The sequence below is a fragment of the Pseudomonas sp. 3JA genome (assembly GCF_036961705.1).
GTDB classification, from domain to species: Bacteria; Pseudomonadota; Gammaproteobacteria; order Pseudomonadales; family Pseudomonadaceae; genus Aquipseudomonas; species Aquipseudomonas fluorescens_Q.
On record NZ_JBAMDJ010000001.1, the window covers coordinates 333,772 to 349,510 of the forward strand.

Consider the following 15,739-nt stretch of genomic DNA (forward strand, 5'->3'; position numbering starts at 1 on the left):
GGAAACGGTTCCGGGCCCTGAATTCTTTCCCTCAGGGCCCGAAACCGTTATATCAAGCGATCAGGTCATTAGCAGCGAGGGTATTGACACCCACCAGCTGGATTTCAAAATCCGCCCCCAGATCGCCGTTGACATTGCCATACAGCACCTGATCGACGAAGCGCAGTTGTCCTGCAGCCGTGAAGTCATTCGAATCGATGAAGCTGAACGAATCGGCAAACGCAGTCAGGAGATTTGCATCCAGCTTCGACAGGTCCAACTTGTCGCCTTGCAGGCTGCTGAAGTCGGAAATGGAGTCACGGTTAAAACCTGTGCCCAGCTCACCCAGCGTATTGAAAACAAAACGGTCGCTTCCGGTTCCGCCGGTGAGGCTGTCACTGCCCAGGCCGCCGATCAGCGTGTCATTGCCCGCCCCGCCATCCAACACGTTACGCCCGGCGTTGCCGATCAGCACGTTGTCCAGGTCGTTACCGATCCCCATGAAGGCAGTGCCCGTCAGCGTGAGATTCTCCAGATTGGCCCCCAGGATCCAGCCAACCGAGGAACGCACGGTATCGATTTCACTGCCCAGGACGGTGGTTTCGCTGATGACATCACTGAGGTTGTCGACCACGTAGGTGTCGTTGCCGGTACCGCCAATGAGGGTATCGATACCGCTACTGCCGTCCAGTGTGTCGTTGCCTGCCCCACCACTCAATACGTTGTTGCCGGTGTTGCCGATCAGTACGTTGTTCAGGGCGTTGCCGTTGCCATTGAGGTTGGCGCTGCCGGTCAGCGTAAGGTTCTCCAGATTGGCCCCTAGGTTCCAATTCAGGGATGAGCGCACGGTATCGATTTCACCGGCCAGGGTACTGGTTTCGCTGATGACATCATTGAGGTTGTCGACCACGTAGGTGTCGTTGCCAATACCACCAATCAAGGTATCGGCACCCACGCCACCATCAAGGACATCGTTACCCGCCCCACCCTGGAGGTTATTCACGGAGGCGTTGCCCAGCAGGCTGTTATTCAGCTCGTTGCCAACCACCGTGAACGCCCCGATGCCGTTCAGGACAACGTTTTCGACGTTGCGCAGATTGCTCAGGTTCAGGTTGACGACGTTGCTCGACGAACTGGCGGCGTAAGTGACGATCAGGCCATCACTGCCCTGATTGACACTCTCTTGTACCAGGACCAATTCATCGGCCCGATCGAGCACATAGGTGTCATTCCCCGCCCCACCGATCAGGGTGTCCCGCCCGGCTCCACCATTGAGTACGTTGTTGCCAGCGTTGCCGATCAGCACATTGTTCAGCGCGTTGCCGGTGCCATTGAGATGAGCGGAACCGGTCAGGGTGAGGTTTTCCAGGTTGGCACCCAGGGCCCAGTTCACCGAGGAACGCACGGTGTCGATTTCGCTGGCCAGGACGGTGGTTTCGCTGACGATATCCTTGAGGTTGTCGACCAGATAAGTGTCGTTGCCGGTGCCGCCAACCAGGGTATCGATGCCGCCGGCCCCATCCAGTGTGTCGCTGCCAGCACCACCACTCAGCACATTGTTGCCGGCGTTGCCGATCAGCACGTTGCCCAGGGCGTTGCCAGTACCGTTGAGCAGGGCGGACCCGGTCAGGATGAGGGTTTCCAGATTCGCGCCCAAGGTCCAGGTCACCGAGGAGCGCACAGTATCGATTTCGCCGGCCAGGGTGCTGGTTTCGCTGACGACATCCTTGAGGTTGTCGACCACGTAGGTGTCGTTGCCGGTACTGCCAACAAGGGTATCGATACCGCTGCTGCCGTCCAATGTGTCGTTGCCTGCTCCACCACTCAGTACGTTGTTGCCGGCGTTGCCGATCAGTACGTTGTTCAGGGCATTGCCGTTGCCATTGAGGTGGGCGCTGCCGATCAGCGTGAGGTTCTCCAGATTGGCTCCCAGGGTCCAATTCAGGGACGAGCGCACGGTATCGATTTCGCCAGCCAGGGTACTGGTTTCGCTGACGATATCCTTGAGGTTGTCGACCACGTAGGTGTCGTTGCCAATACCACCAATCAAGGTATCGGCACCCACACCACCATCAAGGGCGTCGTTGCCCGCCCCACCCTGGAGGTTGTTCACGGAGGCGTTGCCCAGCAGGCTGTTATTCAGCTCGTTGCCAACCAACGTGAACGCCCCGGTGCCGCTCAGGACCGCGTTTTCGACGTTGCGCAGATTGCTCAGGTTCAGGTTGACGACGCTGCTGGACGAACTGGCGGCGTAGGTCACGGTCAGGCCATCACTGCCCTGATTGACACTCTCTTGTACCAGGACCAATTCATCAGCCCGATCGAGCACATAGGTGTCATTCCCCGCGCCACCGATCAAGGTGTCCCGCCCGGCGCCACCATTCAGCACGTTGTTGCCGGCGTTGCCGGTCAGCACATTGTTCAGGGCATTGCCAGTGCCATTGAGATGAGCGGAACCGGTCAGGGTGAGGTTTTCCAGGTTGGCGCCCAGGGCCCAGTTCACCGAGGAACGCACGGTGTCGATTTCGCTGGCAAGGGTACTGGTTTCGGTGACGACATCCTTGAGGTTGTCGACCACGTAAGTGTCGTTGCCGGCACCGCCAACCAAGGTATCGATACCGCCGCCGCCATCCAGGGTATTGGCGCCGGCGTTGCCATTGATGCGGTTGTTCAACGTGTTGCCCGTGCCGTTGAGATTGGCAGTTGAGCTCAGCGTCAGAGTCTCGATGTTGGCACCCAGGGTGTAATTGATGGACGAGGTGACAGCGTCAATTTCGCTGGCCAAGGTGCTGCTTTCCTGCACCTTGTCACCGATATTATCGACAACGTAAGTGTCGTTGCCCGCTCCACCGATCATCGTATCCTTGCCGGCACGACCGTTCAGAAAGTTGGCCAATGCATTGCCGATCAATGTGTCGTCATTGGCCGAGCCGACCGCGTTTTCAATTTTGGCCCCGTAGGCGATCGCCAATCCTTCATTGAAGGCCGTCTGGGTGTCGAGTTTCAGAAAGGTTTGGCCGATCTTGCTGAACTGGCCTTCATTCAGGTTGATGCGCACCGCTGCCAACTGATTGCTGGCGTCGATCGTGTCATTGCCGCCTGCGTCCCAGATCGTCTCGAAAACCGATTGGCCGACGGCCCAACTGTAGGTGTTGTTACCTGTCTGCCACTGGGTGTTTGCGCCATAGAGACTCTGGATGGCGGCAATATCCAACAACATGGGCGTGGTTGGCTCATAGGAGTAAGCGGTGTTGTAACTCATGATCGTGTAACGGACATCGTCGAACTGTGCGGAGAGCACCGTGGAGTTCGACGAGCTTGGGGAAAATGGATGTTTCAGGCCCAGGGCGTGACCGATCTCATGCATGAACACCAAGTAATCGTAGGTGCCCTTGGCAGGCGCTGGGTCGTTCGTCACTGGCCCCAACCAGACATCGCCGGCGCTGGGGGTATTACCAGGAAAGTAACCCCAGGCAGCGGTGTCATCATCCATGTACAGGTAACCGCCGAATCGCAAGTCACCGACGTTGCTGGCCGTCTCGCTCACCTGTTGGAATTTGATGTTGGCAACCGAACTCCATGTGCCTAGCGCACTGACGATGCCATTCTTCTGTGCCGACGAGAGGACGTAACCGGCTTCATATTCATTTTCGCTGCTGTAGTTGCTGGCGAAATACGAACCCATGGTCATGAAGCTGTACGTCAAGGACGTGGTGAACACTCCCGTGCTCGTATTTCCAGCCCAATAAGTGCCGTAAAGCAAACTGTTGACCTGTGTGTTGCCGGTCAGTTTTGCGTACGAAATGGATGAGTAACCTAATGGACTGGGCATATGTGCTTCCTGTGGGCTAGCTGCGGACCTTCCTGGGATGCGGCCGCTACATAGTGGGTATTTTGCATGAGAAACAAGGGGATTGATATCACTTAGCCACTGCTTTTTAAGCCAGAATCCGACGACGATGGCGCAACCAACCACTCGTTGGCCCGGCGAATATCCCCATCTCCCAATCTTCCGCTCCAGCGATGCAGCACCAGCAAGCTGGTCACGAACTTGTATTGGGACTGATAGAGATCACGCCGCGCACGAAACTCGTCCTTGATACTGTCCAGCACATCGACCGCATTCTTGACGCCATAGCCGAAGGCTTTTTCCGTGGCAACCCGAGACTTTTCAGCCGACTCCAGCGCACGCCGTGTAGCCTTGATCCGGCTGAGCTCGGCCGTCATGCCGAGATAAGCAGTGCGGGTTTCCTTGATGACCTGGCGACGCAAGGCTTCCAGCTCCTGCTGGGCGGCTTCCTTGTCACTTTCGGAACTCGATACCCGTGCACGGGTGGAACCGCCGCTGTAGAGCGGCATCTGTAAATCCAGGGAGGCAACGAGGTTGTCCGAGCGAGGCGTCACGGCGCCTTCATAGCCAATGTCACTGCGTTGCGCCGTCAAATTCAGGCCCAGCCGGGGAAGATGCCCTGCCTTGTTTTCAGCGATGGCCGCCTCGGCGGCGAGGACACTGTGCTCCCGGGCGTGCAGCGCCGGGTTGCTGTCGAGCGCCGTCTGCACCCAGTAGTCCTGCGCTTGCGCTGGCAGGATGAAGGCTGGATTGTCGCCGATGCGCTTAAACCGCTCGCTGACATCGCGCCCCACCAGTTCGGAAATCGCTTCACGACTGACCAGGACTTTGTTGCTGGCTTCGATCTCGTCAGCCTTGAGCGCATCCACTCGCGCCTCAAGGTCGAGTGTGTCGGTCACCATCGCCATCTGCCGCGCGTACAAGGCCTTGACTCGCTTGAGGTTACGCTCGGTCGCCTCCAGCTCGCTGCGCACCAGCGACAACTCGTCCTCCGCAGCAAGAACGGCGAAATAACGCTCGGACAAATCAATGCTGGCCTGCACCCGCGTATCGACCGACTCGTAGCCACTCTGCCGGGCCAACTCAAGGTACTTCTGGTAACTGCGCCAGACCTGGGGATCGTAGATCACCTGATTGAGCATCACGGCCATGCGTTTGCCGTTGTACTGGATACGGTCCAGGTCGTCGTCGCGCCGGCTGCGGTTGACACTGCCGCTGGCGTTGAGCTGTGGTAACAGTTGACCAAAGGCCGCGCGTTCCTTGCCCTCACCGCTTCGAACCAGGGCTTGTGCCCGCAGGACACGCGGATCAGCGCCCTGCGCTTCCTGGTGCAATTGCCACAGGTCGATATACGTATCGTCAGCGAGCGCTCCCAGCGGCAGGAGGGCCAGGCACAGCGTGATCAGGAACTTCATCTCAGTCCTCGATCAACGAACGGGCGAACACATTGCTCGCCGGCTGTATCAAGTATTGCAACAGCGTTCGCGCGCCCGTATTGACCAGCACTTCGACCGGCATTCCCGGCACCAGGGTAAGGTTGCCCAATGTCTGGCGCCCTTTGTCCGTCAAGGCCACGCGTGTCAGGTAATAAGCCGTGCCTGTGTCCTTGTTGATCAGACGGTCGGCGGAAATCTGCACCAGTTGCCCCTCGATGACGGGCGTGGTGCTGCTCTTGAACGCGCTGAAGCGAATGTCCGCCAGCTTGCCCAACGCGATGCGGTCGATGTCCATCGGCGACACCTGCGCCTCGATGATCAGCTCTTCGTTGGCCGGGACGATGTCCAGTAGCGCAGTGCCTGGGCTGACCACGGCGCCGAGGGTATGGACCGTCATGCCCATGACCATTCCGGATTCGGGCGCAAGAATATCGGTGCGCTGATCGCGGTCCTGCAGGGTGGCCAGTCGCTCGCGCAGTTCATACACTTTGGTCCGTGCATCGCCCAACAGGCCGGCGACTTCAGTGGCGAAGGTCTTTTTCAACTGCAGTATCTTCAATCTCGCCTCGTCGATATGGACATGCGCTTGCGCAACCTCGGACTGGCTTTCAGCTATTTCGGTTTGCAGGCGAGAGAGGCTGCGCTCCTGCTCGCGCAGTCGCTGTTTGTCCACATAGCCTTCGGCAAGCAGTGCCCGCAAATCGACTATTTCTTCTTGATAGGAAGCCGCCAGCGCTTGCTTGCTGGCGATGATGGCCTTGAATCCGCGAATCTGTTCTTCGATTTGTCCGATGGTCTTCTCTTGCAAGCCGATTTCGCCCAGCAACGAGGTCCGTCGGGTCTGGAAGATCCGGGCTTCACTGTCGCGGGCTTCTTGCACCCGTGGGTCCGCGGGATCCAGGGCAGGCACCGCCAGAGGCTCGGGCAATGCGTCACGCTCAGCCTCCAACCGGGCCTGCAATTGAAGCGCGGCAATCAACTGGCTGCGCGTCGTTTCCATTTCCGAACGGGCCTGGGTGTTATCGAGCACCAGCAACACATCGCCGGTTTTGACCAAGTCACCATCATGCACGCGCAGTTCGCGCACGATGCCGCCTTCAAGGTGCTGCACCGTCTTGCGGTAGCTTTTGACCGTGACCACGCCCGGCGCGAGTGCCGAGCTGTCGAGCGGGGCCAACGCAGCCCAGCCACCGAACAGGCCGAAGGTGACCAGCAGCATGAGGTAGCCGACGCGCCTTACCGGCGTGTCATCGACAAGCAACGCGGTGGACGAGTGTTTGCTGTTTTGCATGAAATCGCTCATCCGCTTCCTACGGTTGAATCGCGGCAGCCTGGCGGGCCGCGGGCGTCGCATCGCGCAAGCGGGCCAGGACCTGGTCCCGCGGCCCGAACAGACTCAGTTCGCCATGATTAAGCACCAACAATTTATCCACCTGCGCCAACACCCCAGGTCGATGGGTAATCACAAACACCGTGGCCCTGCTCTGCCTGAGTTTTTGCAGCGCCTCGGCGAGCATTTTTTCGCCGGTCTCATCCAGGTTGGAGTTGGGTTCATCGAGCACCACCAGGCGCGGCTCACCGTACAAGGCGCGCGCCAGGCCGATACGTTGCCGCTGACCGCCGGACAATCCACCGCCATTGGCGCCGATCACCGTGTCGTAGCCATCGGGCAATTGCAGCACCAGTTCATGCACACCCGCCATGCGCGCGGCAGCGACCACGGCAGGGGCGTTCACCGGGCCGAAGCGGGAAATGTTCTGGCTGATGGTGCCCTCGAACAACTCGATGTCCTGCGGCAGATAGCCGATGTACGGGCCCAACTCCTCCCTACGCCATTGGTTGATGTCCGCGCCATCCAGGCGTACGGTGCCGGCCAGGCTTGGCCAGACGCCGAGCAGTGCCCTGGCCAGGGTCGACTTCCCAGCGCCGCTGGGACCAATGATGCCCACTGCTTCACCCGCGGCGACCTGAAAGCCCACGCCGCGAATAATCGGCTTGCGAGCATCGGGGGATCCGGCCGAAAGGCCCTCGACGCGAATCGCCCCCTCAGGTGCCGGTAGCGACATGCGTTCAGGCTCGGCGGCAATCTTGAGCAGCAATTCGTGCAGCCGGGCATATTGCGAGCGGGCCCCCAGAAAGCCTTTCCATACGCCGATCAACTGATCGATGGGCGCCAGCGCGCGCCCTAGCAAAATCGAGCCGGCAATCATCAGCCCGGACGAAATCTCGTGATTGATCGTCAGATAGGCGCCCAGGCCCAGCACCAGCGACTGGACGATCTGCCGGAATGTCCTGGACACCGATGTCATGGTTGCGGCGCGGTCGCTGGCCAGGCTCTGCAGCGCAAGGACCTTGTGGGCTCGCCCGCTCCAGTGCTGGCGCAGGCTGGCAAGCATGCCCATGGATTGCACCACTTCGGCATTGCGCAAGCTCTTGTTGGTGAAGGCGGTGGCCGCCACCTGTTCGCGGTTGGCGGCCTGCAGCGGTGAGTGGGTAAGCTTTTCGTTGGCAAAGGCCAGCGCGCCCAACAACGCTGCACTCACGACCCCCATCCAGCCGTACCAGGGATGAAACATGAACATGACAGCCAGGTAGATCGGGATCCACGGCGCGTCAAAAAATGCAAACAGGCCGTTGCCAGTCAGGAACTGGCGCAAACCATTCAAGTCACTCAAAGGCTGGGCCGTGGCATTCATGCCACTGGTATTGAGCGCCTGCTTGAAACTGGCGTCGAACAGACGCTGGCTCAGCAGCGTGTCCAGGCGAGTGCTGATCCGCACCATGATTCGCGAACGGACCCACTCCAAACCACCCAGGGTGATCATCAACAGCAACATGATCAGCGTCAGCATCAACAGCGTCGACAGGCTGGCGCTGCCTACCGCGCGGTCATACACCTGCAGCATGTAGAACGAAGGAACCAGCATCAGCAAGTTGACGAAAAAACTGAAAAAACCAACGGCAAGAAAACTACCTTTGCAGACGGCAAGGGCGCCTTCCAGTTCGGTCCTGGCGTGGGCTGACATGGTTCATCACCTGAGGTCCGATTCTGGTCAAACCTGAAAAATCACAAGGGCACAGGCGCACGAACGCCTGGAATATCGTTCGGCGGGACACCACTGGAGCGCCCGCACAATCGGATCTACCGCGCTGTATCGGCGCGGGTTTGCAGTTCTTAAGGAAAAATCGAAATTGGCGTGACGGGTGATACGCCACGCGCAATAGCCCTTCGCGGTGGGGCGACACCAGATCAAATACTCAAGCCTCAGCCTCCCAACGACGAAACAACACACTGGCATTGACGCCACCGAACCCGAACCCATTGGAAAGCGCATGGGTCATCGGCATCTTCCTGGCCTTCAGGCCAACCAGGTCAAGCCCAGCGGCGGCCTCGTCAGGATTAACCAGGTTCAGGGTCGGCGGCACGATCTGGTCACGCAGCGCCAATACCGTGAAAACGGCTTCAATGCCCCCGGCCGCGCCCAGCAGGTGGCCGGTAGCCGATTTAGTCGAGGTAATCGCCACCCCGGAGTCCGTGCCGAACACCGAACGAATCGCCGCCAGTTCCCCGCTGTCGCCGACCTGGGTAGAGGTCGCGTGGGCATTGATATGCTGCACGTCGGCCGGGCTGACAGCGGCCTGGCGCAGCGCCTGTTCCATTGCGCGGCGGGCGCCGTTGCCGTCTTCCGGGCCGGCCGTCAGGTGGTAGGCATCGGCGCTGGTGCCATAGCCGACCAGTTCCGCCAGGGGCTTGGCCCCACGCGCCAACGCGTGTTCCAGCGACTCGATCACCAGCAACCCCGCGCCTTCGGCCATCACAAAGCCGTCGCGATCACGGTCGAAGGGGCGCGACGCTTCCTGCGGGCGTTCGGCAAAACCGGTGGAGAGCGCCCTGGCCGCCGCGAAACAACCCAGGGTCACGCGATCGATCGCCGCCTCGGTACCGCCGCAAATAGCAATGTCCGCCTCCCCGCTCCGGATCAGCCGGGCCGCATCGCCGATGGCCTGGACGCCGGCGGCACAGGCGGTTACCGGTGCGCCGAGCGGGCCTTTGAGGCCATGCCGGATGGACACGTGGCCGGCCGCCATATTGGCGAGAAACGCCGGTGCAGAGAACGGTGACAGCCGACGCGGCCCCCGCGAGTCGGTGGTGCGTACGGCATCGGCAATGGCGCCAAACCCACCCACGCCCGATGAAATGATCGTCGCGGTCCGCTCCTGGTCGACGGCTTCAGTCGGATGCCAGCCCGCCTGCTCCAGGGCCTCATGGGCGGCCACCAGCACAAACTCGATGAAGCGATCCATTTTCTTGCGATCCTTGGGCGGGATGACGCGTTCGGGGTCGTAACCCGCGCTGGCGTCTTCCTCCAACGACGGCACCTGGCCGCCCACGGCCACACCGGTACCCTCGGTGATATCGCCAGGCAGGATACGAATGCCGGAGCGCCCGGCCAGCAACCGCTGCCATACCTCTTCTACACCGCAACCCAGGGGGCCGACAATGCCAACCCCTGTGACAACGATTCGTTTTTGACCTTTGGGAGTACTCATAAGAACCTCTTCATTTCTCGGTCGTCGCTCACGAACACTCGCTTATATCAGCCGTACTGTTTCAATTGGAGCAGGCTGGCCGGGACGGATCTTGAACCAGATGGAATACATCGCTGGCAGGAACACCAGGGTCATGAGGGTGCCGACGAACGTACCGCCGATCAGCGTGTAGGCCAACGTCCCCCAGAACACCGAGTGCGTCAGGGGAATGAACGCCAGGATCGCCGCCAGCGCCGTCAACAGCACGGGGCGGGCCCGCTGTACGGTGGCTTCGATGACAGCATTGAACGGATCCAGCCCTTCTTGGGCGTTGTGATGGATCTGCCCGATCAGGATCAGCGTGTTGCGCATCAGGATGCCCGACAGTGCGATCAGGCCGACCAGGGCATTGATGCCGAACGGCTGTTGGAATATCAGCAGCATAGGCACCACGCCAATCAGTCCCAAGGGCGCGGTTAAGAACACCATGAGCATCGCCGAAATCGAACGCACCTGGACAATGATGATCAGCAGCGTCAGCGCCACCATGATCGGCAGCAGGGGCAGGATTGCTTGGTTGGCCTTGCCCGACTCCTCGATAGCCCCTGCCTGCTCGATCCGGTAGCCGTCAGGAAGCGTGTCGAGGATCGGCTGCAATAGCACGAGCATCGCGCTCGATACGTCTGGTGGCTGCAAGCCTTCGGCGATGTCGCCGCGCACGGTGATGGTCGGCGTACGATCGCGCCGCCGAAGGATCGGATCCTCCATGCGTACATCCACCTCGCCGACCTGGGACAGCGGGATACGCTGCCCGGCGGCCCCTACCAGCGTAAAGCCTTCGATCCGGGCGGGGTCAAGACGGATGTCACCGGCGGCTCGACCAACGACCTGCACCGAACGGATGTCCTCACGAACCGCCGTGATCGGCACCCCGGCCAGCAGGAATTGCAGTTGCTCGGCGACGGCACTGGATGTCAGTCCGACCGCCTGCAGGCGATCCTGATCCAGGTTGAAATGCAGCGTCGGCACCAGCGGCCCCCAATCGGTGTTGACCGTCCTCATCATCGGGCTGGCTTGCATGACGTCCTGTACGCGTGCGGCAATCTCCCGCAGTTTCGTCGGATCAGGCCCCATCACCCGGTAGGCCACCGGAAACGGTGAATACGGACCGAACACAATCTGGGTCGCCCTGACACGGGCCTCTGGGGCAAGCCCTGCGGCAACCGCTTCGCGAAGACGGAACTTGAGGGTTTCCCGTGCCTCCTGGCTGTCCGTCAGCACGACGATCTTGGCGAACGACGGATCTGGCAGTTCTGGCGCCATTGCCAGGAAGAAACGCGGCGCGCCCTGTCCGATATAGGCGGTGACGATTTTCGCTTCCGCCTGTTTTTGCAGCCAGGCTTCGACCTTGGCCGTGGCGGCGCTGGTCTGCTCGATGGAAGTTCCATAGGGCATTTGCACCTCGACCATGACCTCGGGACGGTCTGAAGTCGGAAAGAACTGTTTTTTCACCAGACCCATGCCCAGGACGGCCACGACAAACAGCGTGATCACCGTACCGGCCACCAGCCATTTGTGGCTGATGACCCGCGCCAGGACCTGGCGGAAGCGATTGTAGTGGCGGGTGTTGTAAATGGCGGCATGTCCGCCTTCGACCGGTTTGATGTCCGGCAACATTTTCATCCCCAGGTAAGGGGTAAAAGCTACCGCAACTACCCAGGAGGCGATCAGGGCGATGCCCACGATCCAGAACATGTTGCTGGTGTATTCACCAGCGGTCGATTGGGCAAACCCGTTGGGCATGAAGCCAATCGCCGTCACCAGCGTACCGGACAGCATCGGTGCAGCCGTGTGACTCCAGGCATAGGCCGAGGCTTTGATCCGGTCGTAGCCCTCCTCCATCTTCACCACCATCATTTCGATCGCGATGATGGCGTCGTCCACCAGCAGCCCGAGCGCCAGGATCAGCGAACCCAAGGTGATCCGGTCAAAGTTCTTTCCGGTAGCCGCCATCACCACGAACACGATGGCCAGTGTCAACGGTACGGCCGCTGCGACCACAACACCTACACGCCAGCCCATGCTGAGAAAGCACACGAGCATCACAACCAGCAGCGCGACAAAAAATTTGACCATGAACTCGCCGACGGCCGAATCGATGTTCACGGCTTGATCGGTCACCTTGGTCAGCGTCATGCCCAGTGGCATGTCTTCATTGATCTTGCTCGTCTCGGCATCGAGCGCCTTGCCCAGATCGAGGCCGTTCCAACCCTCGCGCATGATCACGCCCAGCAACAACGCCTCTTCGCCATTGTTGCGCACCAGGAAGGTGGCCGGATCTTCATAGCCACGTTCAACCGTCGCCACGTCCGAGAGCTTCAACGTGCGCCCCTGGATTGTCAGCGGCGTGTCGCGGATTTTCTCCAAGGTATCGAAGGCCCCTTCCACCCGCAGGAAAACCTGTGGCCCTTTGGTTTCGATGGAGCCGGCGGGCGTCAGTACGTTCTGGCTGTTCAGTGCGGCGAAGATGTCCTGAGGAGAGACCCCCAAGGTCGCCAGCCGGTCATGGGAAAAGGAAATGAAAATGCGCTCGGCCTGTTCGCCGATGATGTTGACCTTCTTCACCCCCGCCACATGCAACAGGCGCTGGCGCAACACCTCGGCATCACGCACCAGCAGGCGCTGCGGCTCACCCTTGGCCTTGAGGGCAAACAGCGCAAACGTCACGTCCGAGTACTCGTCGTTGACCAGTGGCCCGATCACCCCCGCAGGCAACTTGGTGGCTTCGTCGTCGAGCTTCTTGCGCGCCTGGTAGAACTCTTCCTGCACCTGTGAAGGCGGCGTGCGGTCCAGTAGCGAAACCATGGTGAAAGCCAGACCGGGACGAGTGTACGTTTCCGAGCGGTCGTACCATTTCAACTCCTGCAGGCGTTTTTCCAGGGGCTCGGCGACCTGGTCCTGCATCTCCCGCGCCGTCGCCCCCGGCCATGCAGTAATGACGGTCAGTTGCTTGACCGTGAACGGCGGATCCTCCGCGCGGCCAAGCTTGAAGAACGCCAAGGTCCCGGCGACGGCGATCAGGAAAATCAGAAATACCGTGATGGCGCGCTCGCGCACGGCGAGCGCCGAAAGATTGAAGCTCATTGGCGGGTCCCCGCGACGTTCACATCGCCCGGTGCAAGCAGCCGGACGGGCTCGCCTTCACGCAACAGATGTGCACCCAGGCCGACAATCCGCTCACCAACGTTGAGACGGCCTGCAACGCGCGCCGCGTCGTCGCTCAAGCCCAAGACCTGGACGGGACGCCAAGTCACTTTTGCCGGCTCGCCGTCGATGACCCACACACCAGTGCCATTGCCGGGGTCGTACAGCGCCGCAATTGGCACTTGCAGCACCGGCCCCTGGGCCACGCCCTCGGCGATACGCAGTGTGACGGTCGAGCCCAGCGGTGCATTAGCCAGGGCGCCCTCCAGGACATAGCGCGCTTCAAAGGTACGGGTCACCCGGTCAGCCGAATCGGAAAGCAGCCTGAGCCTGGCGGTGACCGCCCCGCTGGTGTTGCCATACAGCGTCGCCTGGGCGCTGGACCCGACGGCTGGTCGCAGGGTCTCGGGCAGTTGCACGACGGCTTCGCGCTGCCCGGCTCGCGCCAGTCGGACCACCGGTTGACCCGGACTGACGACTTGCCCCGGCTCGGCGAGCGTTTCCATCACCACACCATCGGCGTCGGCGAGGAGCACTGCATAGCCGGACGCATTGCGGGCCACGTCGGCTTGCGCCTCGGCGGCGCTGAGCTGCGCCTTCGCGGTATCGGCGGCGGCTTTGATCTGGTCATAGCCCGACGCCGAAATCGCCCCGGCGGCCACCAGTTCGCGATATCGAGCTTCATCGTCCGCGGTCTGCTTGGCCCGGGCGCGCGCGGCCGTGACAGCCTCTTGCTGGGCTCGCGCCTGCAAGCCCAGATCGATGGGGTCCAGACGCATCAACGGCTGGCCTTTCTTGACCGCCTGACCGGCATCCACCAACCGCTCCAGGACCTTGCCTGACACACGAAAACCCAGGTCGCTCTGGACGCGGGCCGCCACGACGCCAGTGAAAGAGCGAGCGCCGACGGAGGAACCCTGCACCTGCGCAACCCTCACCAGAGGAGCAAGCGTGCGCGGATCGGTGGCAGTGGATGAGTCGCCGCACGCCGTGAGGACAAGAGGCAACAAGCAAGCGGCAAGGGTGACAGGTCGGAGCCGGAGCATAGGTTCCCTTTACTGGACAGAGGATGGGGAACCCATTCTTGCGCTCGTGACCAATACTGTCAATGGTCACAAATTGAAGTTTTGTTTTTGGCCCTGTTGGCTCGCGGATAACCCCCAGTAAACAAAGGGCCTTGGATCCACGAAGCGGACTTCACAACCAATTGACAGACTGTGACCATTCTATAATATGGTCACAAATGTCGATCCCGAGGAAACCGCAATGCCTCCCCTCCGCCCCCTTGCTTTATTAGTAAGCGTCAGCTTGATGGCCGGCTGCGCGGTCGGTCCGGACTATCAGCGTCCCAACGCTGTCCTGTCGGATCGTTTCCTGGGCCAGCCTTCTGTCGAGCAAAGGAGCGGTACAACACAGGCCAGCCTCACCACCTGGTGGGAGGGGTTTGGCGACCCGGTGCTGAGCGACTTTATCGCCAAAGCCCTGGAGCAGAACCTTGACCTCGCCCAGGCGTCGGCGCGCGTTGCTCAGGCGCGGGCCGGCCTTGGTGCAGCCAACGCCGCCCTGTTGCCCTCGGGAAATATCAGCGGCCAGGCCGCACGCGCCTATCAATCCGTCGAGACGCCGCAGGGCCAATTGCTCAACTCGAACCCTGGCTTTGATCGGTACGGGAACAGCTACGAGCTGGACCTCGGCGCGAGCTGGGAGCTGGATATCTTTGGCGGCCTGCGACGCGGACGCGAAGCTGCATTGGCCGAATACCAGGCCTCCGAGGCCGGAGCCGCGGCGACAAGGTTGGCCGTGGCCGCGCAGACCGCTGACATCTACATCACCCTGCGCGGCTTGCAAGCCCGGCTGGATATTGCGAACCACCAGGTCAAGACCCAGCAGGACCTGCTGGAAAAAGTCCAGTTGCTCTACAGCAAAGGGCTCGCCGCCAGCTATCAGGTCCGCCAGACCGAAGGCGCGCTTGCCCAGGTCCAGGCAACGGTACCGGTCCTGCAAACCGGGCTGGACGCCGCCATGAATGCGCTGGATGTCATGCTTGGCACGCCGCCAGGCACTCATCGCCCGCAACTGACCGAGACGGGTAGCATCCCCCTGCCGCCACAAATCAGCGAGATGGGTACGCCGGCTGATCTACTGCGCCGCCGACCAGACCTCATCGTCGCCGAGCGCCGTCTCGCCGCCTCCAATGCCCGTATCGGCGAAGCCGTCGCCGAGTACTATCCGAAATTTTCCCTCAGCGCGTTGCTCGGCAGCGCCACTGCGGTCTCTGCCGGGCACCTTTTCTCCGGCGGCGCCAGCCAGGCGTCGGGCGCGCTGGGACTGCGCTGGAGGCTGTTCGACTTTGGCCGGATCAACGCCCAGATCGACCAGGCCAAGGGACAGGAAGCCGAAGCGCTGGCTGTTTATCGCCAGTCCGCGTTGCGCGCCACCGAGGATGTCGAGAATGCCTTCTCCGCCTTGGTCAACCGAGAAGCCCAGGCCGCGACACTCACCACAGGCGAAGCGTCATTGAGCGAGGCGCGTCGATCATCCTTTATTGCCTATCAGAAAGGCACGGCCAGCCTGATCGATGTCCTCAACGCCGACCAGACACTGCTCCAGGCATCCGATGCCCGGGCACAAGCCCGGACGGAATCGGCACGGGCGGCGGTCGCAGCATTCAGAGCCCTCGGTGGCGGCTGGCAAGCGCCACAGCCACCGCAGCCGGTAGCGAGCCGATGATCAGGCAATC

Annotated in this window: 8 protein-coding genes; 1 reads left to right on the plus strand and 7 read right to left on the minus strand. The window is 61.1% G+C overall.

Annotation, left to right across the window (positions count from 1 at the left end):
- Positions 1 to 52: 52 nt before the first annotated feature.
- The 7 genes from V7773_RS01445 to V7773_RS01475 form a co-directional block, all read right to left on the minus strand.
- Complete coding sequence (locus tag V7773_RS01445; RefSeq protein WP_336071885.1) at positions 53 to 3,811, minus strand: M10 family metallopeptidase; 3,759 nt, start codon at positions 3,809 to 3,811, stop codon at positions 53 to 55.
- Positions 3,812 to 3,903: 92 nt separating this feature from the next.
- Positions 3,904 to 5,244, minus strand: coding sequence for a TolC family protein (locus V7773_RS01450; RefSeq protein WP_336071886.1), 1,341 nt, complete (start codon positions 5,242 to 5,244; stop codon positions 3,904 to 3,906).
- A 1-nt stretch (position 5,245) separates the two neighbouring features.
- Positions 5,246 to 6,556 carry an HlyD family type I secretion periplasmic adaptor subunit gene (locus V7773_RS01455; protein WP_336071888.1) on the minus strand — a complete coding sequence of 437 codons (1,311 nt, stop codon included), beginning with the start codon at positions 6,554 to 6,556 and terminating at the stop codon, positions 5,246 to 5,248.
- A 19-nt stretch (positions 6,557 to 6,575) separates the two neighbouring features.
- Positions 6,576 to 8,291 carry a type I secretion system permease/ATPase gene (locus tag V7773_RS01460; RefSeq protein WP_336071889.1) on the minus strand — a complete coding sequence of 572 codons (1,716 nt, stop codon included), beginning with the start codon at positions 8,289 to 8,291 and terminating at the stop codon, positions 6,576 to 6,578.
- Between the two features lie 232 nt (positions 8,292 to 8,523).
- Complete coding sequence (gene fabF, locus V7773_RS01465) at positions 8,524 to 9,816, minus strand: beta-ketoacyl-ACP synthase II (RefSeq protein ID WP_336071891.1); 1,293 nt, start codon at positions 9,814 to 9,816, stop codon at positions 8,524 to 8,526.
- 42 nt (positions 9,817 to 9,858) lie between these two features.
- Positions 9,859 to 12,939: an efflux RND transporter permease subunit gene (locus V7773_RS01470; RefSeq protein ID WP_336071892.1), complete on the minus strand. Its 3,081-nt coding sequence runs from the start codon at positions 12,937 to 12,939 to the stop codon at positions 9,859 to 9,861.
- Complete coding sequence (locus V7773_RS01475; protein WP_336071894.1) at positions 12,936 to 14,045, minus strand: efflux RND transporter periplasmic adaptor subunit; 1,110 nt, start codon at positions 14,043 to 14,045, stop codon at positions 12,936 to 12,938. The genes V7773_RS01470 and V7773_RS01475 overlap by 4 nt, the downstream gene beginning before the upstream one ends.
- A 220-nt stretch (positions 14,046 to 14,265) precedes the next feature.
- Between V7773_RS01475 and V7773_RS01480 the strand changes: the two genes are divergently transcribed.
- Positions 14,266 to 15,729, plus strand: a complete 1,464-nt coding sequence (locus V7773_RS01480) for an efflux transporter outer membrane subunit (RefSeq protein WP_336071895.1) — start codon at positions 14,266 to 14,268, stop codon at positions 15,727 to 15,729.
- Positions 15,730 to 15,739: the final 10 nt, after the last annotated feature.